Genomic DNA, 25,596 nt, shown 5'->3' on the forward strand with positions numbered 1-25,596 from the left:
AACAAGCATGACCAGCTCGTGAGCCCCACCCACACCAGTTCATCAGCGGGCCAAATTGCGGAGATACCAACGCACTCCAGAAGAAAACGACCTCTTAGAACCTGAATTGGAAGGCCTCTACACGGGAGCTGTGGCCATTGGTTGCTGTCGATCTGGCGGTGGGTTGACGCTCGTGGGGTGAGGCCGGGGCTTGTCGCCGGCGATGGGAGAGTCGGCGTCCTGGGCTGCAGGGGGTGGGCCTGATGCCCGCGAGCACGAAGGTCGGGAACGTCACGCGCCAGAGGTACGAGGAACTTGTCGCCCAGGACCGGAAGCTCGTCCTGGACGAGTCGAAGATCCAGCCCAAGGGCTTCCGCTGCTGGTCACGGTCACACCCGCCAGCATGCACGACGCGAACGCCGCCCGTCTCGTCCTGGCCCGCCTGCGTGCGGAACACCCGGAGATCGCGATCGTCTGGGCCGACCGCGCTTACGCTGGCACCCTCATCTCCTGGGCCAGGACGACGCTTGGCCTGACCATCAAAACCGTCAGCCGCCCCAAAGGCGCGGCCGGCTTCGTCCTGCTGCCCCGCAGATGGATCGTGGAACGCAGCCTCGCATGGATCTTGCACGCAAGACGGCTGGTCAGGGACTACGAGAGACTGCCCGCCCACGCGGAAGCGATGGTCAATCTGGCCCTCATCACCTTGATGAGCCGCCGCCTGGCCCGGCCCGCGCTCCACCCCACCGCGGCCGCCCTCCACCCGGGGAAAGCTCTCCAGGCAGCTTGACCAGGACCGCGCTACCGATCACAGCGGCTGCCCGTCTACTCTCACCCCCGGCTCCCAGCCCCCGAGCCGGACGTCTTTGTGAGGCCAGCTGGAACCGCATCGCCGACAATGCGGCTCGAGCCCCCGCTCTCCAGGCGGCGGGGCAACTCCCGCGGCCCTGCCACCCGGAGGACACCTCGCGCGAGGCCCGACCGAGGGGGAGCCTCGGTGCCTCGCGCCCTCCGTCCGCCGCCGCATCCCGGCGGCGGACGGACCTAAGAAGCGCCCCACCGCCGCTCATCCCTGTCGAAGTGATGGGAAGAAGCGTGTCACAAGCCGCAAATGAGCTTTGTTCTCGCAGATGAGAAGTCTTGTAACTGACCTGGTTTTGGTACGCCGCCGGTATGTCATGCCGTGTCACAATCCGGAACCGAAGGTGGCGATTGCCCGCCCGCTAGTCAGCGGACTGGCGACCATTCGTCGCATGAGACGATCGCGGACCCGCCGATCAGCCGCCATCTATGCAGTCCTGCAGGTCGTGGCCGTAGGGCTGGCGCTGTGGCTGTCCAAGCACTTCGAGGTGGCGCGGCTGTCCGTCACGATGATCGCCCTGGCCCCTACCCTGCCGGCCGCCTGCCTGGCCTGGTTCGCCTACCGCGACGACCGCCGCGAGGCTGCTGCGGACACCGGCGCAATGGTGAAGAGACTGGCCGCGGTCGTGGCCGCGGCCGAGACCCGGCAGCGCGCCCAGCTGATCGGGCCCGGCGCCCATCGCATCGACGTGACCTTCCACCAGCGCACCGAGCCCGCCAACAACGCGACCGGCGCCGCAGCCAACGGTCGTCTCACCAACATCGTGTCCTACTACCAGAACCTGAGCCCCGCCCGCCTGGCCATCACCGGTGAACCAGGCGCTGGCAAGACGCTGCTCGCCTTGGACCTCATCCTCGGCCTGTTGACCCATCCCGGCCGCACCGACACCGACCCCGTCCCGGTCCGCTTCTCCCTGACCGACTGGCACACCGACCACCCCCTTCAGCAATGGCTCGCCCACCAGGTCCACCAGCAGTTCCGGGACCAGGGCATCACCCTCGCCGACGCAACCACGCTGGTGGACGGATACCACGTCCTGCCGGTCCTGGACGGCCTGGACGAGATGGACACCGACGCCACTGCGGCCGGTAGCCGTCGTGCCGCGCGCGCCCTGGTGAAACTCAACGACTACCAGGACCCCACCGGCATCGCCCCGGTCGTCCTCACCTGCCGCACCACCCAGTACGAGGACCTGGCCGGCCTGGACCTGCGGATGCGAGAGGCCGCCCGTATCCAGCTCGACAACGTCAGCCCTGGCCAGGCCGCCGCCTATCTCACCGCGCGCAGCACCAGCCCCGACCGCTGGAGGCCGGTCATCGACACGTTCACGACCTCGCCCGGCGGCACACTGGCCCGCTCCCTTGCCACCCCCTGGCGCCTCAACGTGGCCGCCACCGCCTACGAAGAACGCCACCCCGACACCCTGGCCTACCTCCGCGAACCGGACCACCTGCTCACCCTGGCCTCCCCCAGCGCGGTCCGCGACCACCTCCTCGCCCGCTATCTGCCTGCAGCCGCTCACCAGCACCCCACCCGCCCCAACCGCTACCGCCCCGACCAGACCCACCACTGGCTCGCCGAACTCGCCGCCCACCTCGTCACCACCGCACCGGCATCCACCGCAAGCAGCACCGACATCGTCCTCCACCAACTGTGGCCCATGGCCGGTCTCCGCCGCGTCCGCACCGTCGATGCCCTGCTCGCCGTCATCCCCGCTCTCGCTTTCCTTGTCCTGTTCCTGCCCCGGGCCTCCATCGGCTTCTCACCCCTCCAGCTGTTGCCCGCCTCAGTGGCCTTGGGGCTTGCCCTGGGAACTATCTGGCAGGCCAGTCGTCCTCTCGTCCCAGAGCCTCACACGCTCCAACTCCAGCGGCTGCGCAGCCCAACCCACCGCCGCCAGCTCGCCCGGGCTCTCGCAGACGGACTCGCAGACGGGCTCCTGTTCGGGCTCGTGGTCGGTCTCACGGCCAGTCTCCCGTTCGGGCTCTGGAGCTGGCTCTGGGACGGGCGCACGTTCGTGTACGGGCTCGTGTACGGGCTCGCGGGCGGGCTCGTGTTCGGGATCGTGGGCGGGCTCGTGTACGGGCTCGCGGGCGAGCACGGGCGCGAACTCCCGGTCGGGGTCGCACTCGATGTCGCGTTCGGCGTCGTGTTCGGGCTCTTGGGCGGGCTGTACTGGCTCGCTGGGGCTGGCCGCCGCTACCTAGTTTTCCTGCTCTGCATCCGGGGCCGATTACCCTGGCATCTCGGCACCTTCCTGAACTGGGCCTACGAGGCAGGACTCCTGCGGATCTCCGGCGTGGCCTACCAGTTCCGCCACTGGGAACTACAGGACTGGCTCACCGCACACCCCACTCCTTGACTACGGCCCGACCGGCTGTCGTACATGCTGCCGCCACCAGGCTTTCCTCCTCCTCGCTGGTCCCCAAAGGCACCGCCGTAGCCATTCCCGAGAGCCGAGCACCGTGAACAGCTCAGCCGCAAGGCATCTCACCTGCGAGAACGATGCTCATTTGCGGCTTGTGACACGCTCTTTACCATCCCCCGCTGTCCGCGCGATGCCCCTGCCCCGCCCGTATTCCGCGGATGCCCACGCATTCCCGCAACGCCGACACCCACGGTCGGACTGCACCGGCTATGGAGGGGAGCTCGACACGGCCGGGACGTCCTACCCCCTATCCTCTCCCGACAGGGGCAAAACGGGCCGGGGCAGCGCATTTCCTCTATGCCAGGGACACACACGCCCGATCTTCACCCTCTTGGCATGTCGGCTTCATCAGCGGCTTCTTACTGCGTCAGGCCCGCGTGGGTGCGGACATGCTCGACGGCTTCGGTGACCATGAACGTGTCGTGGGGCCCGGTCGTGCGCGTCGCGGGCGGCAGATCGTCATCCAGGTGCCTCCCTTGTCTCGGGAAGAGCTCGGCGGCGCTTCTTCAAGGGCAATCCGTCGTAGACCAGTTCCAGGCGGTCCGCCGCACCGATGATGCGCAGTAGCTCCAGAGGGCGGCCGTGGTTGTCGCGTGTGAGGCGCTCTATCGCGAGGACGGGCACGCGGTTGCCTAGGGTCAAGCCCGGCCGCTTCATCGGCGGTAGGCACCCAGGCACGGATGCGTTCCTCCGCCTCGGTCGGGTCGAAACCGGCTTCAGCCATCGCGCCGAGGACGCCGCCGATCACCTTGGACGGTCGGTCGAGCCCTGCGCGACGGGCGAGTTCGAGCGGATACCAGGCTTCTTGGACCTGGACGACTTCCGTGTCGATGGTCGCGCGGCGGCGGCGTCGGACGACTTGTGAGCTGGCGGGAAGGCCGAGGCGTTCCGCGACGTCCGCAGGTGCCTCCAGAGTCTCGGCGGCCGGGTCCGGGACGACCATGCGACCGTCTAGCCCCTGCTCGGTGGTGACGGTCTCCCACGGGCCTTTCGTCCCTCCGGGCTCGATGACGCTGGTGTCCGTGACAGGTCATGATCGGTTCCGGCACGGCGTCAACTGATCAGGAGGACCTCATGGGCCAGGGGCCGGACACACCGCTCACATCTGGAACACCGCCGCCGCCACGGCCGCCGACGCGCTGGCAAGACCCCAGCCGGTCGCCTCGTCGTGCCCGGGTCCCGCGATCGATCCGCCGTTCGTCGACGGGTTGCTCGCGCCGGTTTGCACGTCTCGGGCGCTGCTCATCAGGGCATTGCGTATGCCACGCGGCGACAGCTCCGGGTACGCCTCCCGCAACAGGGCGCAGATGCCGGCGATTTGAGGAGCGGCCGCGGAGGTCCCGCTGAAGGCGGCCCACCCGTCATTGGCGCGCGTCTCGTCTCCCTCCGGGAACACCGCCGCGTTCCTGCCGGACAGCTCCTGATCAATCTCGCAGCCCGGAGGAACGGGCAGCATGATGTACATCGCATGGGGCTGCATGCCCACCAGGCCGCACACGTCCGGGACGATGCGGTCCGGATAGATCCTGCTCCTGAAGCCGCTCGCGTAGTTCGACGCCTGTGTCCCACCCGAGTTGTCGATGTAGACCCCTCCGGCCGCGATGACGTCCGGGTGCTGTGCGGGGAAGCCGTAGTGACCGTTTCCCGCGGAGAACACCACGGTGATTCCGTCCGCCACCGCAGCGGTGATCGAGTCCACCATGGCCCGGCCGATGGCGGTCAGGGGCGGCGCCGCGACATTACCGCCCCAGCTGTTGCTGACGATGTGCGGGCGCGGATTCTGGTTCACGGCTGCGTTGAACGAGCCGAGTATGTTCTCGAAGTTGGCCTTGACCATGGTGAAGTCGATGTCAGGCGCCAGCGCGAAGACGTTGGCGGACTCTCCGGTGCCGTGCCCGTTCTCGTCCACGTCCTCTCGTTCCGCCCCGGGCCCGAGCACGACGCTGCCGCTCAAGCGGCGCTCCGCGAAGTACGGATGGCCTCCCCACCAGCCGGAATCCACCATCGCCAGACGGACTCCGGCGCCCCTGATGCCTTCTTGATGCAGTTTGTCGGCATCCAGCAGCTCGGCGACCTTCCTGGGGACGGTCAGATGCCAGTAACCGGGCCGCGGAGGTGAAGCGTTGACCGGTGTGCCGCGGAAGGGGAAGACCGGCTCCTCGATCGCCACACCCTCCACCACGTCGACCACGGGGCTTCGGTCCGTGGGAATCAGGCCGGACAGAGAAGTGGTGGGGCAGTCGACGAACGTCACGGTCTCTCGCTCGCCCGCCGATCCGGGCCGGATGACCTCACGCTGCTCGGTTACGAGGGGGACCTGGAAATACCGTTCGTACAGCTCGGGCGGGCCGGCGATATTGATCGTCGTCGCCGTGCTCCCCTCTTCCAGGATCTCGAATCCGGCTGCGCGCAGCTGCTCGGTGGCCGCGGCGATGTCCGCGCGGGAGGACGTGAAGTCCGGCCCCTGCGTCGAAGTGAAATCGTGCCCTTCCAGCGATTCGTCGAAGAGCGAAACCTCACCGCTCGATTTCGGTGAGGCGTGGGCATACAGGATCTGAGGCATGTTGCCTCGAGTGGTGTCGGACATCGATGAACAACTCCTTGAGATCACCCCGAGTCGCCCTTTGCGTACGGCCATTTAAATGGAGTCCTGCAGGAACTGCCATACTCAGAACGGCGTAACGCATTGATGACCGACAACGTTCAGTGCTCCAGTACCGGCCTTCTTCGTGGCGCCGGAATGGCCAGGGCCAGCGCCGCGGGCCCGTCGAGAAAGACGAGCCCCAGCTTCGCCAGTTCGCGCAGTGTCCCTTCGATGGCCTCCACTGACTGGTCGAGGCCGAGTCGGTTGCGGGCCGTCGCCGCCGTGATGGCCCGGTTGCTGCAGGCGAGGTAGAGGTCGGCCAGAGGGCCCTCGAAGGTGTAGGTGCCCTCTTTGCCTTCATTCCGGCCGTCGTAGATCTGCACGAAGTGAGGTGCCTGCCAGTACTGCAGAACGGGTCGGTGGTGGTTGCCCCGGCTCGCCGTGATCCAGTCGTCGACTGCCTTCCGTACGTCCAGGTAGTCGCTGTCGGGGAGGGCGCCCTTGACCTCGTGCTCGAAGAAGTAGGCGGTTCTGTCGAGGTCCACGCCGGCCGGGTAGACGTAGCGATAGCTGGGTTCGGGTCGGCAGTGCCCCAGGAGCGTGTACCGGTCGCGGTAGAGCGGACTGAAACGCTCCATCCAGATCCGGTTGGCGCTCGATGGTGGCTGCAGATGCCACAGGTGGGGCATGACCGCTGCCTGGGCGGCGTAGTCCTCCTGGGTCTCACCGGGGAAACCCCAGAGCAGGTTCCAGGCCACGTTGATGCCGTAGTACTGGGCCCAGCGCAGCAGATTGATGTTCTGCGCGGCGCTGCAGCCCTTGTGCATAAGGCGCAGCACACGCGAGCTGAGCGACTCCAGGCCCGGCTGGATCTGCGTCACTCCGGCGTCCGCCATGAGCTTGAGCTGCTCCCGGCCCAGATTGGCCTTGACCTCGTAGAAGATCTCGTAGCTCGCGTCGCTCCCGATGAGCGCGGGAAACAGGGACTTCAGATACCGGGTGTCGAGGATGTTGTCCACCGTCTCGAAGCGGAACGTCCGGTATCGGCGGGCCTGCTGGGCGAATTCGGCCAGGACGCGCTCGGCTGCCTTGGACCTGAATTCCATCGTGGTCGCATTCAGTCCGCAGAACGTGCAGTGATGCTTCGCCCCCCACCAGCAGCCCCGTGCCGTCTCGACCGGAATCCACACCGATCGGTGGCTCGCGCGTCGGAGGATCCCCAGGTCCTCGGCGTGCTGGAAGTACTCGTCGTAGTCCGGAACGGGCAGCTCGTCCAGTCGGCGCAGGGGCGGCAGCGGTGGCACCGCGACCACCCGTCCTTCGATGCGGCGAGCCAGTCCGGGCACGGTGTCCAGGTCACCGCCGGCGGCGAGCGTGCGGAGGAACTGGGGGAAGGCCATGTCCCCTTCGCCGATGATCGCGGCATCCACGGAGTCGACCGCACGGACGAACTCGACGCCCATCTCGCCGTCGAAGTTGGCTCCGCCGAACAAGGTGAGCAGCCCCGCATGGCGCTCCTTCAGCCGCCGGGCCAACGCGAAGGAGGCGGTGTTCTGCTGGAAGGTCGAGGTGAATCCCACGACACGGACCGTGTGCCACGGGAATGCGTCGAGGAGGGCGTCCAGGTAGGCGGGCACGTCGTCGTGCCGCATCCTGAGGAGCTGATCGCGCAACGTCCCGCGCCGTTCATCGCCTGCCAGGTAGGTGAGTTCGGCGGCGAAGTCGTCGAGCAGACGACCGTCCGGGTCCGGTGCCTCGTCGCCGAACGCCTGGAGGGAGAACAGCCAGTCACCGACCATGCCTCTGCGGTGTTCGGAAAGGGCCCGGTACCGGTCCGCGCCGATGCGCGCGGCGAAGTCGAGGTTGGCGTGGAACGTGCGCACGGGGAATCCGGACGCCACGCCGATGGCCTTGAGCAGTCCCAACTGGAGGGAGGGGCGCCGGAAGTCCATGAAGGGCATGGAGACGAGGACCACCGGCCGCGCCGATCGCTCCTTCGGCAAGGCGCGGGCGTCCCGCGGCTCAGCCCTCTCCGTCATCGGGCTGCGGCGATGCGAGTTCCCAGATCCTGAAGGCGTCCATGACCTCGTCGCGAGGGCTGCCGCTCAAAGGGCCGACGGCGGGAACGTCGAGCAGCCCGAGGCGGTCTTGCGGGAGTCCGGCATAAGAACTGGCTGCAGCACGGAAGATAGCGTTCAGCACCTCCTGCTGCCCTTCGGTGAACTCGGATTTCAGCATGCTCAGTTTCTGTGTGACGTCTTCGAGATCCTCCTGGAAAATCCGGCCCCCCGGGTTCGACCGCACGGGTTCGTAGATCTTGAAGATTTCCATGACGTCGTCGGGACGGAACGTGCCAGGAGTGAACCGGGCGGCGCGACTGCTCAGTAGCTCCCACCGGTCTTGGGGACGACCGACGTACGACTCACCGGCAGCGCGGAAAACGGCCTTCATCACCTCCTGCTGCTCCGCGGAGAACATGGGTTTCAGCAGGTCGAGTTTCCGGATGAGTTCTTCGAGGTCCTGCTGGCTGATCTTGTCTTCCGACATCGTGGCCTCCACGATGACCTTGTTCACCTGCGCGGGAAGTGGATTCCTCGCTGGCAGAGTCGTCGATGTGCCTGAGGTCCGTCAAGGAAGAGCGGAGCCGACGGAGTCGGCGGCCGTCCCTCAAGGGACGGATCTCGTATCCCGCAGCCGGGCCAGATCGGCGCGCACCTGTACCGCGTCCGGGTGGCCAAGCTCGTCGAGGACCGTCAGGGCGTCCTGCCAGCTGGTGCGGGCCGCCCGGACATCACCGATGTCGCGATGGAGCGTGCCGAGGGAGCACAGGGTGTTCGCTTCGTTGTACCGGTCCCCGATGTCCCTGTAGAGCTCGATCGCCTTCTCGTAGCACGCGAGCGCCTCCTCGCGCCGGTCGAGCCGGCGGTGGACGTAGCCGAGGCTGTCCCACGTGTCGGCCTGGTTGAACCGGTCGCCCAGCTCTTCCTGCAGCTCCACCGCACGCCGGCAGTAGGCCAAACCCTGCTGGAGGTCGCCCAGTTGGGAGTGGAACCACCCGACCGCGTTGAGCGCCCGAGCCTGACCCGTGCGATGTCCGGCCGTCTCGAAGAGCTTCAGGGCCTGTTGTGCGTGAGCAAGTGCCTCCTGGTAGCGGCGTTGTTGGTCAAGAGCCCATGCCGATGTGCGGTGCGCGTGTGCCTGGCCGATGGCGTCGGCGAGTTCATCGAACAGAGCGAGAGCCCGGTCCGCATGACGGTGCACTTCCCCGTACTGGCCAAGCCCCATATAGGCGTACGCCAGGCACCCATGGATGACGGCCTGCCCCCGTGTGTCGGACTGACGGGAGGCAGCCGCCAGGGCCGTCCGGTCGATCGTCGCCGCGTCGTGCCAGAGACCTTGACGATCGCTGAAGGGCCTGAGGGCCCATGCCAGGCGCCAGGCATGGCCATCCGTCCGGCCGTCGGCGGCCTGCCGGATGACGGCGAGAAGGACCGTGTGCTCCCGGGCGAACCACTCCAGCGCCCGACGGTGATCGGCGAACCGCTCGACGGGAACGGCGGCGTCGGCACCGGCCAGTTCGATGGGGTCGTCCCGGTGCGGGTTGAGCAGCGCACTGGCGTGAAAGGCGGTGTGCAGATAGTGGTCGAGCATGCGGCGGAGCGCCGCATGCCTCTCGGCATCCGTGTCCTGCGTGCGGGCGCGTTCCGCCGCGTAGGCACGGAGCAGGTCATGACGGGTGAAGCGGCCGGGCGCGCACTCCGTGATCAGCTGCGCGCGGGACAGTTCGGCAAGGAGCGAGCGGCCCTGCGCGGGCGGGAGTCCGGCCAGCGCGACTGCGGCCAGTGCACCGATTTCCGGGGCCGGGTGCAGGCCGAGCAGCCTGAACATCCGGGCCGTGGGGGCCCTGAGACGGTGGTACGACCAGGAGAACACCGTCCGGACGTTGGAGGCCGGGTCGCCGCCGTCCAGCGAGCCCAACCCGCCGTCGACAGTGTGCAGTTCCTTGGCCAGCACCCCGAGTGGGAAGCCGGGATGGAGTGCGGCACGCGCCGCCACGATCGCCAGAGCCAGCGGCAGCCGGGCGCACGACGCGATGATGTCGTCGACCGCGGCCGGTTCTGCGTCGACCTCACGCCGGCCGATACGGCGGGCGAGCATCTCGCGTGCTTCGGCGGTGGAGAGAAGGTCGACCGTCACCGGATGGGCGCCTCCCGTGGCCACCAGACCGGCGAGGTCGTTCCGGCTGGTCACCACCACGAGACAGCCCGATGAACCCGGCAGCAGGGGACGTACCTGTTCGGCATCGCGCGCGTTGTCGAGCACGACCAGCATGCGGCGGCTCGCCAGCAGGGTCCGGTAGAGCGCCGACTGCCCCTCGGGATCGAGAGGCATCTGTTCCGGCGGCACGGCCAGGGCGTTGAGGAATCCCCGTACGGCCTCGGCCGGGTGCATCGGCGAACCGGTCGGATCGAAGCCGCGCAGGTTCACGTACAGCTGTCCGTCCGGGAACCGGCCCCGGATCCGATGGGCCCAGTAGACCGCGAGCGCGGTCTTGCCGACGCCGGCCGTCCCGCCGATCGCGGTGATCACCACGGCTCCCCCGGTGCTGTGGCCTTCACCGGGCAGGAGGGCGTCGAGCCGGGCGAGCGCATCGGCCCGGCCGACGAAGTCCCGCGTGCGGTGCGGTAGTTGGGCGGGAACCAGAGGGTGGTGCGGCCGGGTGCGGTCGGGCTGCTGCGGGCCTGTTCCTGCCGGAACGGAACCCGATCCTGCTGGACCGGAAGCCGGTCCTGCCACACCTGAGCCCAATCCTGCTGGGCCTGAGCCCAGTCCGGCCTCAGACGCAGCGGCCGAGCCCGGCTGCGGTACGTCAAGTGCCGGGTCCCCTGCGAGAATCCGCTCGTGCAGCCGCTGCAGCCGTCCGGTGGGCTCGGTCCCGATCCGCTCGCGGATGCTCCGGCGCGCCTGCCGGAAGGCGGCCAGCGCCTCGGCCTGGTGGCCCGCACGGTACAGCGCCAGCATGAGCAGGCCGTGCAGAGGCTCCCGTGTCGGCTGATCGGCCACGAGCCGGCGCAAGTCACCCACCAGGTCGAAGGGGTCACGGAGCCCGAGATCCACCTCGATGCGCTCCTCCAGCACTTTGAGCCGCCGTTCTTCCAGCCGCTGCCGTTCGGCCTCGACCGACGGCCCGGACAACCCTTCACACACCTGCCCGCGCCACAGACCCAACGCCTCGTGAAGCGCTACGGCCGCCGCGGGCAGGTTCCCCGCCCTGCGCGCGGCACGGGCACGGTGCACCTCACGGTCGAAGTCGTGCAGATCCAGCCGGTCGGGCGGCACGGTCAACCGGTAGCCGGCCGCGGTCCAGGCCAGCAGACGCGAGGGCGAACGGGGTCGCCGGCCGGGTTCGAGCACACGGCGCAGCCCCGAGGCATGCCGCTGCAGGAGGTTCACCGCGTGCGCCGGCGGTGTCATCCCCCATAGGCCGCTCATCAGTTGCTGCTGACTCAGTGACCGATTGGCGTTCAGCAGCAGTATGGCGAGGACGCCCCTCTGTTGCGGCTGGCCGAGATCCAGTTCGACCCCTTCCCGCCATGCGCGCAGCGGCCCGAGCAGTTCGAAACGCAGTGTCCGTGGGACGGCCTGATCGCCCATCGCCCCTCCCCCGAGTGGAGCAACTCCCGTCAAGGCTATCCCCAACCGCAGGGCAGCAGCCCGTTCCGCCCTGCCCTCCGGTCGTGGCTGATGCCGACTGCAACGGCGACTCCAACCAGTCCTCCAACCCGCGTACGCACGATGAGGGCTGCAACCCATCCCTTGGCGTGCGGGGCCCCACCGGCCGGCCCGCCCAACGCACTCACACGACAAGAACAGCGAGGCGTGCCATGACCGGATCCACCAGCCTTCCGACAACGGCCCGGGTGAGGGCCCTCGCCCGGGTCAAGGCGGCCGCGACCGCCGTCACCGAAGCCATCACCGCGGCTCTGACGACCGCGCCGCCCCGCCTGCGTTCCCCGCACGGCTTCCTGCTCGTGCGTTACACGATCCAGCAACTCGGCCTGGACGACGCCGGGCTCGGCGCCGTCACCGTCCCCATGGTCCACCTGGGCGTACTTCTCGCGTACGCACTGTGGGGAACCCGGAAGAGGTGAGACCCCGATGGCGAAGAAGAAGAGCAGCACGTCACAGAATCCAGCCGGGCACCATCACTGCCGCGGCGACCAGAGCCGCCCCTACCAGCTCGCACGCTGGCTCGGTCCGATCTACACGGTGTACCGGATCGTGCGGGACCACTGGGACCACTCCTGACCTGAGCTATCGACGCGTCACCGGATCGTGGACCGCCCCGGCCGGGGGCAGCCGCAGGCTCAGCGCCGCCGAGTGCTCTACGCGCGGTACGCGGATCGCCGCCACGAGCATCGGGAAAACTCCCTGGTCACTGCTGACTTGCGCGAGGCAGTCGGCGCTCGTGGAGCCGAGGGCGTCGACGAACTGGTGCGTCCCCACAAGCAGCAGCTCGCGAAGTGGCACGAGGCTCTGGACGGATTCGTCGGGTCGATCCGCAGCGACGACCGCGTACCGCAGTGGGCAGCACCGGTCATCAAGAAGGAGGGATTCGAGTTGTACCGCACCCATGAGTTCATGACGAACGCGGTGATGGAGTACTACTCCGGCGGCAGTCCCCCCCGCCCTAGCACGGTCGGCGACACCCTGGACTTCACCTTCTCCACCGCCACAGTGAAGGTGGACCTCGCGCCCTGCCCGCGCGCGGACTGACGCTCACCACCACCGGCACCTACCTACAGAGGGCCGCGGATCCACCGAACCGGTCCTGCTCGCGGCGGGAGCGCCCAAGAGACGGCGGATCCGATGATCAAGGAGACACCTGATGAGCGAGACCATCACCGAGCACGAGGCCGTGGAGGAGCCGGTCGCCGAAGTAGCCGTGGAGGCGGTGTCGGACGAGTAGTTGATCGCGATGCTGGTCGACCGTGCCCGCTCTGACGAGCTGCAACTGACCGGCGAGGTCGGGCTGCAGCAGCAGCTGACCAAGCGGGTGCTGGAGTCCATCCTGGAGGGCGAGATCACCGATCATGTCGGCTATGACAAGCACGACGCGAGTGGCCGAAACAGTGGCAACAGCCGCAACGGCACCCACTCCAAGACCGTGCTGACCGACGTCGGCCCGGTCGAGGTCAAGGTGCCCCGCGACACCGCCGGCACCTTCGAGCCGCAGATCGTTCGCAAGCGGCAACGGCGCCTGACCGGCGTCGACGAGATGGTGCTCTCGCTGTCCGCGAAGGGCCTCACGCACGGGGAGATATCGGCTCATCTAGCCGAGGTGTACGGAGCGGAGGTGTCCAAGCAGACCATCACCACGATCACCGACAAGGTGGTGGAGGGCATGGCCGAATGGCAGTCCCGGCCGCTCGATCGCGTCTACCCGGTGGTCTTCGTGGACGCGATCAACGTGAAGATCCGCGACGGCAAGGTCGCCAACAGGCCGATCTACATCGCCATGGACGTCACCGTCGACGGCGCCCGCGACATCCTCGGCATCTGGGCCGGCGGCGGCGAGGGCGCCAAACACTGGCTCCAGGTCTTCACCGAGCTCAAGAACCGCGGAGTTGAAGATGTCCTCATGCTCGTCTGTGACGGGCTCAAGGGCCTGCCCGACGCGGTCGAGACCGTCTGGCCCCGAACAGTGGTCCAGACCTGCATCGTTCACTTGATCCGCAACAGCATCCGCTACTGCGCCCGTCAGGACTGGGACAAGGTCGCCAAGGACTTGAAGCCCGTCTACACCGCCTCGAGCGAGGCCGCCGCAACCGAGCGGTTCCTGAAGTTCTCCGAGAAGTGGGGCACCAAATATCCAGCTGTGATCAAGCTGTGGTCCGACGCCTGGGCCGAGATGGTGCCCTTCCTCTCCTTCGACGTCGAGATCCGTAAGATCATTTGCAGCACGAATGCGATCGAGAGCGTGAACGCCCGCATCCGCAAGGCAGTTCGGGCCCGCGGCCACTTCCCCTCCGAGGCCGCCGCGCTGAAGTGCGTCTACATGGCGCTGATGAGCCTGGACCCGACCGGCACAGGCCGACGCCGCTGGACGATGCGCTGGAAGGCACCCCTGAACGCCTTCCAGATCGCCTTCGACGACCGCCGCACCCCCACCGACCAGCGATAACTCAACAACCAAGATCAGCCGTTAAGTTGACACACCCGTCAGTGGAGGTGGCGGGTGACCCGCTTGATGCCGACTCGGACGCCGTATCGCTCTGGGGCCGTGGAGTCCTACGGGTCCCACACCGCCGGGTGCCCGACTTCCTCGCAGAGGCGCAGGATTGCGTCGTCTTCTGCACAGACGGCGACATGAGCGCCGTACGCACTGGCAGTGGTGTTGAAGAGGAGCGGGTCGAGCGGCTAAGCCACCGAGGATCGACCCGGAGGACGCACCGAACGGGGCGCTTCGCGAACTACCGGTCGAGCTTTGTGCGCTGCCGGTGAGGCTCTTCGCCGTGTCCTGGGTAAGGGGTCCGAGCTCGCGCGGAGCTGGGTGGACGACAGCGACGCCGCCGAGTGGCACCAGGAGGTGCAGCTGGTCCTCCGCGCACTGCAATAGCGGGCATCACACACACAGAGCGGCATCTCCACAGAACGAGAACCAGAGCCCGCTCAGACCTCCACAGCCACCCCAGCATCCGTCTCCATCGTCGCGAGAACACTGCGGAACCGGGTTGACCCTCGACCTGGTGCAGGGCCCAGAGTCCTGGGTGTGGAGAACGACATGCGCAGCATTGGCGAGATGGCCCGCGACAGTGGCCTGGGAGTGAGTGCCCTGCGGTTCTACGACCGGGCCGGTGTGATGGTGCCAGCCTGGGTGGATCCGGTGAGCGGCTACCGCTGGTACGAACCCGGGCAACTCGAGGAGGCCCGACTGCCGGCCCGCTTGCGCCGGGCCGGGACGCCGCTGGCAGACATCCGGCTGGTGCTGGCCAGCTGGTCCGGCGCGGACACCGATCTGGTCCGGACCCTGCTGACGGCGCACCTGCGCCGCCTGGCACAGGGACTGTCCGATGCCCGCGGCGAGTTCTCCGCACTCCGAGCACTACTCGATCACAGGGAGAACATCATGGCCTCGCCCCGCACCGCCGCCATCCATCTGTCTGTCGCCGCGCCCGAGTTGGCAGCCGCGCTGTACACGGTTCGTTTCGCGGCGAGCACCGACCCGGAGCTGCCGATGCTCAGTGGGGTCCTGTTCGACGTCGAGGGCGAGAGCCTCCACGTCCTGGCCACCGACCGATACCGAATGGCTGTCGCGCAGACCGGTATCGCCGGCCACGACGGAAGCCGGGTCCAGGTGATCGTGCCCAGTCCGCTCGCCGACGCGATGCGGGGCTCTTGGGTGGTGAGGGATCCGTGCTCTTCTCTGTCGACGGTGACCGCGTGGTACTGGAGGCCGGGGACAGGCAGGCAGGCGGTCCATGCCTCGACCACGGCTTCCCCGACTACCGTCGCCTCCTCCCCCGGCCATGGGGCGTCGCACCGTCGTCGAGGTGGCGGCTTTCCGGAAGGCTCTGCAGACCGGTCCGTTCGTTCCGGAGATGCCGGAGACCTCAGCGTGCTCCGGATGGAGGATGGCGGCACGGTGACCCTCTGCCCCGACGGCGCCGAAGACCCCAACCAGGTCGCTGTCAACCGGGAGTTCCTGTTGGACGCACTGACCGCCGGGGCCCGGGGCCGACTGATTCTGGAGCTCGGCACCCCACAACACCGATCGCGATCCGCCGGCCCGACGACGAGGACACCTTCTCCATCCTGATGCCGGTCCGACTGGAGGACTGAGCGTACGTTCCCCCTGATCCCCCCCAGACCGATCGCATGCAGCCGGACCGGGGAACCGCGTTGATGGCGGCAGTTGACCATCGCCGATCGCACGAACTCACCCACGGCACCCGGCCACCCAGAGCAGCAGCCACGGCTGCTGCGCCCCAGGTCTGTGGCGCCACCGGCACGAGACTCCAGCACATCGGGCCGACGAGACGCTGGCTCCCGCTGACGCATCGCCCTCTACGTGGGAACGCCAACCGGCGGCCAGTCGTTGAGAAGGCGTCGGCAGCGCGGCGAGGACTCACAGCATCGCCAGCGGCGGCGGCCATCGACCTCGTCCGGGTTCAACTCCCGGTCGGGGTTTTCCCTTTGAGGGGCCCGTCATAGGTTCGGGCCCGCTCCGCAAGGGGGAGGAAGCCATGGCCGCACTCGAGAGCCGAAGCACCGCTCGCCGACTGCTTCGGGCCGCCGCCTTCAGTTTTGTCCGAGGTGCGGCTGCTGCTGCGGGCGGATGCGTCATCACGGTGGTGACCTGGTGGGCAGGGCATCGATGAGCATCGGCTGTTGTTCGGCACGGCCGTCACGGTCAGTACAGGATCTGAACGGCGAAGCGTCCGGGTCAGGTCTGCATGGATGGTGTGCCGGTATCCGTTGCCGGCGTATCTGGGCGGGAGTGGATCCAGGAGAGGCCGCCTAGGTCGAGGCAGCTGCGCGCGCGGGTGACGGCGGCGTAGGCGAGGCGGGCCTCGCCGTCGTCGATCGGGCCGGGCAGAGCACGACCTTGGTTGTCACGCTCCTCGCTGTCCGCAGGCGGGGTGAAGTCGTCGGCGATCTTCACGTCCGCCCATTCGCGGCCCTTCGCTTTGTGGGCGGTCGAGACGATGACCTCGGCACTCTCTTCGGAGGCGAGTTGGGCGACGGCAGCGAGGATGGTCTCGGGGCCGTGAGTGTCGATGAGGTCGACCAGCAGCTGCAGGTCGCCGCCGGCCGGGTCGTGTGCGGCGTAGTCCTGCAGGTCGCCCCAGCAGGTGAACAGCACCAGCTCGGGGTGGGTGGTGCGGCGTCCCTCTTTCAGGTCGCGGGCGGCCAGGGCCAGGGCGCGCAGGCTCTCTCCCCCGCCGACCAGTGCTACGCGCTGTCCGGTGGTCAGCTGTGTCATGACTTGGGCCAGGGCGCCGACGTTGGTGCGGCACAGCACGGCGTCGGGCCGGGTGAGGGGGCCGGGTTCGGTGGGCACGGTGCCGGTCAGCCGGATGGGGGCGGCGGCGATCTGCAGCCAGCGGTTGGCTTCGGCGGCCAGGTGAGGGCCGAAGCGGAAGGACTGCGACAGGGGCAGGGCAGTGCCGTCGAAGCCGGTCATGACGTCTTTGGCGCCGCGCCAGCCGTAGACGGCCGGGGCGGAGTCGCCGACCATCACCAGCTGGGCGTGGCCGCGCTGGTTGAGGAAGATCTGTTCGACGACGGGGGTGGTGTCCTGGGCTTCGTCCAGGAGCAGGTAGTCGGTCTTCAGGGCGGGCTGGGTGAGGGCCCAGATCTTGAGGTAGTGGTCGTGTTCGAAGCGGACGACGCCGTCGTCGGGGTGCTGGAGGTCGGCCCAGGCCTTGCGGGCGAACGGCTCGATCACCTGGGCGAGTTGGGCGTGCTGGTCGGGGTCGTCCAGGCCGCGCAGGCGGGGTACGTGGTGGCGGGTGATGGCCGGGTCGGCGGAGTGGCAGAAGCGGGTGACGGTGCGCAGGGTGGCGCAAGAGAGGGTGCGTTGGGTCACGTCACGCTCGCCCAGGCGGGCCGGTTGGGTGAAGCCGAGGGCCTGGCCGACCTGTCCGGCGGGGCGGCGGGGTGCGTTCAGGCGGCGGGTGTAGCGGTGACCGAGTGCAGCGTAGGCCAGGGCGTGGGCGGTCTTGCAGGTCACCGTGGGCGGGAAGCGGGTGGCGGCGTCGCGGGCGATGGCCCGGTTGTAGGCGAGGTAGCGGCCGCGGCGCCGGGTGGTCTGGGCGAGCAGGGCCAGGGTGGTGGTCTTGCCGGTGCCCGCGCCGGCCTGGAGGACCAGGTGGTCTCCGGCACGGAAGGCGTCGGCGGCGGTCTGCTCGTCGGTCAAGGTCAGCACGGCAGTGCTCCAGGTAGGAGGCGGGTGAACTGCGGGGAGTTGAGGCCGGCGCACGGGCACCTCGGGCGCTGCGCGGTGGCGGACGCAGGGTCCGGCAGTCCGTCGGCGGTGACGTGTACGGCCTTGGGCGTCAGTGGGGCCGGGGGGTCTTTGACGCGGGTGTGCGGCGCCCCCTTGCCGTGCGGCACCTGGCTGGTGCGGGGTCGGGCAGGTGCGTGTGGATGTGAGGGTGGTGCAGGAGGGGGTCGAAGGGCTGCCATGCCGTCAGGGTGAGGTCGGCGGCGCTGTGTGCGGCGGCGTGGGCGGGGCAGCGTTGGGCGCGCCAGCGCAGCTGTTCGGCGTAGGGCAGGTGACTGAGGTCGTAGACGGCCATGAGGCCCTAGGGCAGGGCGAGTTGTCTGCGGGCGTGGCCGGAGACAGGAGTGGGGGTAGTGGGGAGGAGGGTCCAGGTGCCGACCGGAGTTGTGGGGTGCAGGACGGTGCTCGGGCAGCGGCGGCGGGAGCGGGTCTGGGCCACGCAGCGGATGAGGTGGAGGGGTTGGGCGGCGAGGTAGCGGGTGCAGAGGGTCTGGATGACTGGCCGGGTGATGTGGTGCTCTGCGGCTTTCTCAGGCGGGCGGGGTGGTGGGGCGGGTGGGGTGAACAGGCCGGTGTCGATCAGGGTGCGGGTGCGGACGGCGAGTTGGCGGCGGGTCTCGTCCAGGCGGGGTGTGAGCCGGGGCGTGACGGTGCGGTGCGGGCACAGGACGGCGTGCGGGATGCGGCACCAGGCGCTGTTGTCGCTGTAGCGGTGGGCGATGCCGCAGCTAAGGTGCCAGCGGCAGGAGGCAGGGACGTCGGCGGCGGCGAGTTCGGCCGGGTGCAGGGCGATGGGACGGTGGTTGTCGCGCTGGAACCACTCGATACGGTTCCCGCATGCGCGGCAGCGGCTGTGCTGCCCGCTGCGCAGCAGCCGGCTGGGGCTGGTGGCGGACACGCGCAGGGAGCGGTGGCGGCGGGCAGCGAGTGGGCTGCCGTCCCAGTGGCGTGCCTGGGTCGTGGGGTGGGGGTGCATGGGAGGGAACGTGCCAGGCGGCGCGCCGTGGACACGGGGAGGGCGCCGGAATGTCCCGCGAACAGCCCAGCAGGCGGGAACGGGCGTGCGATGTGTGGAGTGTTTGTTCTATGGCGGTTGCCCGTTCGGGTGGTGCGCGCGGGACTTTGGCGAGGGGACGGACCGGCTTGCCGGAGGGTAAGGTCCCGGGCGGGGTGTGGCCGTTGCAGAGGGTGCCCAGCAGGCGGTCGACGGGAACGTCGAGGGCGTGAGCGAGGACGTGCCAGGTCTTCAGGCTGCCGACGGTGCGGCCCTGTTCGATCTCGATGAGGGTGCGGCGGGCCAGGCCGCTGCGGTCGGCGAGTTCGTCGTAGGTGAATCCCCGCTCGGCCCTCAGGCGCGCGAGTTCCAGGCGCAGCGCGGTGAGGTTCGGGTCGGGCGGGAAGATCGTCACCCCACCATCCGAAGGTGCAGCACCCTGCCCTGTCAGTGCAGACTTCTGCCCTATTTCCGCAGGTCGGCGATCCGCGCGACAGGGCAGAGGTCTGCACTAGCGTGTGCGGTCGTCGCCCGATGGAGGCGCGGGGCAGGCGGGAGCAGCGCACCCGATGAGACTTGGCACAACGCACGCACGGGTGCGGCGCATCTGGAGTGTGGAGCTGCGGCCCGAGGCGGGCGGCCCGGTGCTGGTGTGTCCGCACTGCCCCCGTGGCCCGCGCCCTCTTGTCGCCGGCTCGGCGCGTTCGGCGGCGCTGGCTCATCTGGCCCAGCACGCCCGGCAGGGGGCGCTGCCGTCGCATCTGCGAACCTGTCAGTGCTTCGAGCGGGGCTGCCGGTGGCATCCGCGACACCGCGGCTGCTCCGGCACCGTGCATCTGGTCCTCATGCGCGCCCAGGGCGGGCGCCTGTGGCGCCTGGCCGATGGCTGTGCGGCGTGCGCGGCCGCGACCGCACAGGCCGCAGTGGTCCCCGACGCCCTGCTCCCCGCCGCTCCGCCCCTCGAGGCTTCCCGCCGGCCCCGAAGCCGCTCAACGGCCCGGTCGCCGGGGGCGGATGAACGCGTGCGCGTGAAGGAGATGCTCACCTACCTGGCTGCGGCGCTGCCCCGCTTCTCCTCCCCCACCGCCCGCCTCCTCGCGCTGCAGTGCGCACTGCGCGCCGACCGCCAGGGACGCGTGGAACTGTGCGAGGGGTTCCTGCGCGGCATGCGCCTGGCCTCCCACGCCGCCCTCTGGCACGAGCTCGAACACGCCGACTGGCTGCGCTGCACCAGCCGCCGACACGGAGCCATCGAGGCACAGCTGCTGGACGTCGCCGTCCTAGGCCAGGCACCAGGCCGTGGACAGCCAGCGCGCGCCGCTCACTGGGCCCTGCACCCTGCCCCTCTGACGGCTCCCCGTGAAGCTCCCCCGTCTGTCCGGCTGGCCGCCCTAAGCCTGGCGGTGCACACCGAGACCGGCAGCGGGAGCGCCGATATCAATGTCCTCGCCCGGCTCTGCGGGACCGCGCCCCCGTCCGTGGAGGACCTCCTCGACTGCCTCACCCGCAGCCGCACAGTGGCTTCCTGGCACCGCGACCTCGAGGCGGACGAAGCATGCTGGCAACTACCGGAACAAACCTGAGCGCGATCGCTGGGGCGTTGCGGACGCCTTACTCCTCGTCGTCGCCTATGTGTCCATCACCCCGCCGCCAGCGGACTGCCGCCCTGTTGACGGGCACGCTCGCTCCTGGCTGTGTTATCCAGGCGGAGATCAACCGCCCCACGGCGGACGATACTTTAGGGCTGCGCTCGGCTCCCCGACGACCACCGCTGTCCGCCAGATCGCTTCTTGAAGAACGTCAAGTGCGCGATGGCTTCACTCCCAGGCATGCAACCAGGCGACCAGAGTCAGGGCTGAGGAAGAGCTGGAAGTAATACCCGCCTTCACCTCGGTTGTCCACGTACCCAAGGACCAGGGCGTCACCGCCGTAGTGCTCGATGTCCGTCAGCGCCTGTGTAAATCCTGTGGATGGCTGCCCTGCCTTGTCTGCATGCTTCCACCTGCGTTTATAGATGGAGAGGACCCTTGTTCTGTCGGTGGCTCCTTCATGGATCGCGAAAGGAGCCCCAGCGATCAACGCTGCGCGGCACAGAGCCCAGGCCTCGGCGTCATGGGAAATGAGCGCGCCGAGCTGCTCTCTTTTCATTGGCGAGCCTCTCCCCTTCTACGGCCTGGTCCATGGTCCACGGTCAATGCTGATCTCGGCCCCATCAACTATTCCTTCCAGAGCGTGTTCGGATTCCTCGTAGACTTCGTGATCAGTGTCGTGGATCTGAATGTTGCGAGATGCCGGAACCTCCGACTCCGGAATTCGCATCACAAGGCCTCCGGGGCCCAGCTCCTCGGCGGCGTCGAGCGCCACATCTTCATAGTCGTGCGTCCAGGACGTGTACTCGCTATCCGTGTTGCCGCCGGCATGACGACCGGGGTCGGAGTGCCCTCCCCTCGGTACGGCCCTGCCCTGTAGGGCATCGTCATACATCGGGTGTCCTGTAGGAACGCCTCGATAGAGGAACCCGTCTCCGTCCCCACAGCTTCCTGGTGCCAGGCCAAGGGGGTCGACCCAGCGGTGCGGATTGCGCACATAGGTGGATGGGTGGGGCGCCGGTCCTAGGCCAAGGGGGTCGGGCGTGAGATAGCGCGCTGTTTGCGGGTCATAGTGACGAAAGTAGTTGTAGTGCAGTTCTGTCTCCGGGTCGAAGTACTGTCCCGGAAAACGAAGAGGTGTGTACGTCGTACTGTCGGCTGTCCACGCGGTGGCACCCCAGAGTGTGCTGCGGCTGCGCCATGCGAGGTCGCCGCGCTCGTCGACGAGTTCGGTGGGCGTGCCGACAAGGTCGGTGACAATGGCGAAGAAGCGGGAGTCGATTACTTCCTGGGGCGCCTCGGCAGTTGCAATGCGTTCCGTCTGGGCCACTGGATGCAGGCCGCGGTGGTCCCAGGTGACGCTCACTGGGTTGGGGAGCTCTGCTCCCGTTGATCTCTGCTCACAGAGAGTGGTGCCGTCCCAGGTGAACTGGATCTGCTCCACGACTGTGCTGCCGTCGGCTGCGAGCCGCTGCTTGGCCGTCCGGCGGCCCAGTGGGTCGTACTGGTATCGCCAGACCGTGCCGTCGGGAGTCTGGACCGTCGTGAGGTGGTCCTCGGCGTCCCAGGTGTAGCGCCATGTGTCCGGCTTGCGGGACAAGCGAATCTTCTGGCGCAGGACGATGCGTCCTTGGGCATCGTATGCGTAACGGACATTGCCCGCGCGGATGATGCGCGTCCCGATGCAGTCCCGGCTGCCCGTCGCTTCCTGGCCCGGGTGGCCAGAGGGCCAGGAGGCATCGGTCTGGTTGCCGGTGGCGTCGTAAGCGTAGGTTTCCGCCCAGTCCGCCCCTTGGACAGACGTGACTCTGCCAACCGCATCCAGGCCGAAACGGCGACTCCCGAGGTGGCTGTCATAGAGGCCGACGAGGTTGCCATCCGCCTGATAGGTGTACGCACGACTTTTGACCGTCCGTTCACCGTCCAAGGTGACCGACTGGGCTGTCAGACGCCCCAGATCATCGAAGGTCTGGGCGAGTGTCGCACCAGGGCCCAGGTGCCGGGCGAGTTCACGCCCGGCCGGGTCATACTCGAAGGTGATGGAATGGCCCGCTGTGGTGAGCTGCGTGGGGTGGCCTACTGCATCGTAAGACCAAGCACTCGTTGCTCCTGCAGGGGTCGTACGCCTGATGCGGCGCCCCAACTCGTCGTAGGCGAAGGACAGCTCACGGCCATTCACAGACTCGGTGAGCAGCAGTCCAGCACGGTCATAGTGCATGGCGAGTGCACTGTCCGGGCCAACGGCTTCCGTGAGTTGGCCGCCCGGAGTGTAGGTGAACGTGGTGACGTGCCCTGCAGCGTCTTTGCGGGTGATCCGGCCGAGGACGTCACGCTCGAAGCACACCACTTCGCCGAGGGCATTGGTACGGGAGATGAGGCGTCCGGCCCCGTCGTAGCCGTAGCGAAGGGTGCGGTCGTCGAAATCCGTCTCCGCGGTCAGTCGTCCTGCCGGATCGTAGTCGTATTCCCAGGCCAGCCCTTGGGGGTTAGTGACGCGCGTGAGACGAAGCTCTGCGTCGTAGGTGAATTCGTGGCGCGCGCCGTCGGCGCTTATACGGGCTGAGAGCCGATCGAAATGGGTGTACTCGTAGCGAGAGTGAGCACCCATCCGATCGGTGTGCTCAAGGCAGTTGCCCTCACCGTCGTACATCCACGACTCCTCGTGACCGTCGCTGATCATGCGGCGGGCGAGTCTGCCCTCGACTGTCCATTCCATCCGGGCGGTGTGGCCCAAGGCGTTCGTCGTGCGAACAGGGCGGCCGAATGTGTCACGTTCATAGCGTGTACTGCTCCCCAGAGAGGAGGTGACCTCAACTGGCAAGCCGGCCCGGTCACACCGGACAACCGAGGAATCGCCGTTGGCGTTGGTCACCGACATGAGGTGACCCTGCGCGCTGTATGTGAAGCGTGTAACCCTGCCGACCGGGTTGGTGACTGCCGTTCGATTGCCGCGCTCGTCGTAGGTCTGGAGCCAGACCGCACCGTCGGGCTTCACCACCTTCACCGGGAGGCCAAGTTCGTTGTACTCGGCATGTGAGGAACGTCCGTCCGGGCGAGTGATGGAGCGCAGGCTGCCAGCGTCGTCGTAGTGGTAGCAGGTGGTGTTGCCTAGAGGGTCGGTTTCGGCGAGCAGACGATCGCGGCAGTCGTGTTGGTAGCGGATGGTATTCCCGAGCGGGTCGATCTCGGCGACCACCAGGCAGGCCTGGTTGACGACGTAGCGGGAGGTGGCGCCAGCCGACGTGGTGGCATCGGTCATGCGGCAGCCGGGCCAGGCGGGGTCGGCGAGGTCGTAGGTGAAGGTGTTGGCGAGTTGGCCGTCCTCACCGCCCTGAGCGATGCAGCGGTCCTGGTCGTCGTAGACGTAGTGGTAGCGGCTGTGGTTGGTGTCTTCCCAGGCCGTGATGCGCAGCTGGTCGTCATAGGTGAACTGCATGGGCAGTCCGGAGGAGTTGGTGACCTCGGTGAGGTTGCCGTCGGTGTAGCCGTAGCGTTTGATCACGACGTCCGAGCCGTCTTCTGCGGCGTCGGCCAGGCTGAGGGCGGTGACCCGTTCGTCCTCGATGGTGAGCTTGAGGTGGTAGCCGCCGCAATGGCGGAGTCCCTGGGGGGTGCCCTCGGCGTCGGTGTCGATGTCGATGCTGTTGCCGTTGCGGTCGCATATTCGGGTCAGTAGGGCCACGTCATCGACGGGCGGGGCGAAGTGGCGGTGGTGGCCTGTGGCCGGGTCGGTGACGCGATAGCCGCCGCTGTCCAGGCGTTCCAGCGGCCGGAGCGGGCCGAATTCAGGCAGGACAGGGGCATCCGGTCCCGTGGGGTGAGGGTAGGTGAGGAGCATGCCGTCTTCGGTGACGAACACGATGCCCTCGTCGTCGACTTCGAGGCGCTGGTCGAGCGTGGAGCACCACGTGGGCCCGAACCAGCCCCCGGAGCGGTATCCGGAGGCGACCCGGCGGGTGAAGACCAGCGGAAGCGTGCCGGGCAGGGTGACGTCGGTCTCGGCCAGGAACATCTGCCCGGTGGCGACATCGACCGGGTCGCCGCAGCCTTTGATCTTGCTCTTGACCCGGTTGTAGGCGCCCTTCGCGCCGCCCTTGAGTGCGGTACGGGCTGATTTGAACCCCTTGAGACCGCCTTTGAGGCCTTTGAGGCCCTTGCCGAGTTTGGCGGCGGTGGTGATGCCCTTGCCGCCCGGGATGCAGTCCATGGCGGCGAATGCCACGTCCATGAGGGTGGCTTGGCCTTTTGCGTATTTACTCAAGGTGTCGGCGAGGACGATGGCTCCGGCCACGATCACGATGGCGGCGAGGATGGGGCCGCCGATGATCATCGCGATGACGCCGACGACGGCGACGACGACCTTGCAGACGGCGACGATGGTGTCCCAGTTGTCGGAGACCCAGTCGCCGATCTCCTCCCACCACTTGCGGTTCTGGATACCGGCGTCGGAGGCCTCGTCGATCTTCCGCTTCGCGGTCCCGGCCGCCTCTTCGCGCATCTTGCGCGCGTCCTCGGCCATCTTCTTCGCCGCGTCCAGCGCGCTCTTCGCCGAATCGACGTCACCCTGGGCGGACTTCTGGGCCTTCTCCGCTGAGGCGGCGTTACGGGTGGCGGCGCGTACCTTGTCCGGATCCGGCTTGGGCACGTCCTTGCCCTTGCCGCCGTCGTCCTTGTACTTGTCGGCCTCCTTGCCGGCCTTGTCCACCCAGGAATCGGCCGAGGAGAGCCGGGACTTGGCACTGCTCAGATCGGCTTGGGCCTCGCGGCCCTTGACCAGGGCCTTGTCGGCCAGGGTCTGGGCGCGCTCCAGTTCCGGCCAGTACGCGGCCAGGGCGTCGCCCGCCATGTCATAGCTCTTCTTGAGCTTCTTCAGCTTGCCGGGGGCATCCTCGAACTTCTCGGTGAAGGCCTCCGCGGTCTGGCCCGCCCACTGCAGGATCGCGTCCTCGCCCGCCATCCCCTTGATGTCCCGCAACACCTTGCCGACGTCGTCGGCGAAGTCATGCAGGTCCTTGGCGAGCTTGCGGACCCGCTGCGGATCACCCGGCGTCGGATCCTTCTCCAGATCCAACACATGCCAATCCGACGGACGATGCGACACTGTTCTGATCCCCCGTTACATCAGCCCCTTTGCATCAGGGCGCTTGCTT

Annotated in this window: 15 protein-coding genes and 3 pseudogenes; 8 read left to right on the top strand and 10 right to left on the bottom strand. The window is 68.0% G+C overall.

Going from position 1 to position 25,596, the window contains the following annotated elements; all coding sequences use genetic code 11:
• Window positions 1-343: 343 nt before the first annotated feature.
• Both AB0B50_RS43165 and AB0B50_RS43170 read left to right on the top strand, forming a co-directional pair.
• Window positions 344-709: pseudogene (locus tag AB0B50_RS43165) on the top strand (transposase); the annotation flags it as partial.
• 523 nt (window positions 710-1,232) lie between these two features.
• Window positions 1,233-3,203 (top strand): hypothetical protein, encoded by a 1,971-nt coding sequence (locus AB0B50_RS43170; RefSeq protein ID WP_362343111.1) that lies wholly within the window; start codon window positions 1,233-1,235, stop codon window positions 3,201-3,203.
• 433 nt (window positions 3,204-3,636) lie between these two features.
• Here the strand turns inward: AB0B50_RS43170 and AB0B50_RS43175 are convergent, their stop codons facing one another.
• From AB0B50_RS43175 to AB0B50_RS43195, 5 genes are all read right to left on the bottom strand, one after another.
• Entirely contained in the window at window positions 3,637-4,212 is a 576-nt protein-coding gene (locus AB0B50_RS43175; protein ID WP_362343114.1) for a UTRA domain-containing protein, read from the bottom strand.
• 156 nt (window positions 4,213-4,368) lie between these two features.
• The gene (locus AB0B50_RS43180; protein ID WP_362343117.1) at window positions 4,369-5,856 is read right to left on the bottom strand and encodes a S8 family serine peptidase; all 1,488 of its coding nucleotides are present in this window, start codon (window positions 5,854-5,856) and stop codon (window positions 4,369-4,371) included.
• 116 nt (window positions 5,857-5,972) lie between these two features.
• Complete coding sequence (locus AB0B50_RS43185) at window positions 5,973-7,856, bottom strand: RiPP maturation radical SAM C-methyltransferase (RefSeq protein ID WP_362343120.1); 1,884 nt, start codon at window positions 7,854-7,856, stop codon at window positions 5,973-5,975.
• Window positions 7,857-7,875: 19 nt separating this feature from the next.
• Window positions 7,876-8,427 (bottom strand): hypothetical protein, encoded by a 552-nt coding sequence (locus tag AB0B50_RS43190; protein WP_362343123.1) that lies wholly within the window; start codon window positions 8,425-8,427, stop codon window positions 7,876-7,878.
• Between the two features lie 93 nt (window positions 8,428-8,520).
• Window positions 8,521-11,508, bottom strand: a complete 2,988-nt coding sequence (locus AB0B50_RS43195; protein WP_362343125.1) for a BTAD domain-containing putative transcriptional regulator — start codon at window positions 11,506-11,508, stop codon at window positions 8,521-8,523.
• A 230-nt stretch (window positions 11,509-11,738) separates the two neighbouring features.
• Between AB0B50_RS43195 and AB0B50_RS43200 the strand changes: the two genes are divergently transcribed.
• The 5 genes and pseudogenes from AB0B50_RS43200 (at window position 11,739) to AB0B50_RS43220 (ending at window position 15,696) form a co-directional block, all read left to right on the top strand.
• A complete protein-coding gene (locus AB0B50_RS43200; RefSeq protein WP_362343128.1) occupies window positions 11,739-12,005 on the top strand; it encodes a hypothetical protein in 267 nt (88 codons plus the stop codon).
• Window positions 12,006-12,012: 7 nt separating this feature from the next.
• Window positions 12,013-12,162: a hypothetical protein gene (locus tag AB0B50_RS43205; RefSeq protein WP_362343131.1), complete on the top strand. Its 150-nt coding sequence runs from the start codon at window positions 12,013-12,015 to the stop codon at window positions 12,160-12,162.
• 138 nt (window positions 12,163-12,300) lie between these two features.
• Window positions 12,301-12,630 (top strand): hypothetical protein, encoded by a 330-nt coding sequence (locus AB0B50_RS43210; protein WP_362343134.1) that lies wholly within the window; start codon window positions 12,301-12,303, stop codon window positions 12,628-12,630.
• 202 nt (window positions 12,631-12,832) lie between these two features.
• A complete protein-coding gene (locus AB0B50_RS43215) occupies window positions 12,833-14,038 on the top strand; it encodes an IS256 family transposase (protein WP_362343136.1) in 1,206 nt (401 codons plus the stop codon).
• Between the two features lie 600 nt (window positions 14,039-14,638).
• Window positions 14,639-15,696: pseudogene (locus tag AB0B50_RS43220) on the top strand (MerR family transcriptional regulator).
• A gap of 604 nt (window positions 15,697-16,300) precedes the next feature.
• Here the strand turns inward: AB0B50_RS43220 and AB0B50_RS43225 are convergent.
• From AB0B50_RS43225 to AB0B50_RS43240, 4 genes and pseudogenes are all read right to left on the bottom strand, one after another.
• Window positions 16,301-17,782: a UvrD-helicase domain-containing protein gene (locus AB0B50_RS43225; protein ID WP_362343201.1), complete on the bottom strand. Its 1,482-nt coding sequence runs from the start codon at window positions 17,780-17,782 to the stop codon at window positions 16,301-16,303.
• Window positions 17,783-17,915: 133 nt separating this feature from the next.
• A complete protein-coding gene (locus tag AB0B50_RS43230) occupies window positions 17,916-18,158 on the bottom strand; it encodes a hypothetical protein (RefSeq protein WP_362343139.1) in 243 nt (80 codons plus the stop codon).
• A gap of 6 nt (window positions 18,159-18,164) precedes the next feature.
• Window positions 18,165-18,839 (bottom strand): DUF6083 domain-containing protein, encoded by a 675-nt coding sequence (locus tag AB0B50_RS43235; protein ID WP_362343142.1) that lies wholly within the window; start codon window positions 18,837-18,839, stop codon window positions 18,165-18,167.
• 187 nt (window positions 18,840-19,026) lie between these two features.
• A pseudogene (locus tag AB0B50_RS43240) lies at window positions 19,027-19,272 on the bottom strand (helix-turn-helix transcriptional regulator); the annotation flags it as partial.
• A gap of 607 nt (window positions 19,273-19,879) precedes the next feature.
• On the opposite strand from AB0B50_RS43240, the gene AB0B50_RS43245 reads away from it, so the two are divergent.
• A complete protein-coding gene (locus tag AB0B50_RS43245) occupies window positions 19,880-20,440 on the top strand; it encodes a hypothetical protein (protein ID WP_362343145.1) in 561 nt (186 codons plus the stop codon).
• A gap of 583 nt (window positions 20,441-21,023) precedes the next feature.
• On the opposite strand, the gene AB0B50_RS43250 is transcribed toward AB0B50_RS43245, so the two are convergent.
• Window positions 21,024-25,520: a DUF6531 domain-containing protein gene (locus tag AB0B50_RS43250; protein ID WP_362343148.1), complete on the bottom strand. Its 4,497-nt coding sequence runs from the start codon at window positions 25,518-25,520 to the stop codon at window positions 21,024-21,026.
• Window positions 25,521-25,596: the final 76 nt, after the last annotated feature.

This window comes from Streptomyces sp. NPDC041068 (assembly GCF_040647455.1).
In the GTDB taxonomy this organism is placed as follows: domain Bacteria; phylum Actinomycetota; class Actinomycetes; order Streptomycetales; family Streptomycetaceae; genus Streptomyces.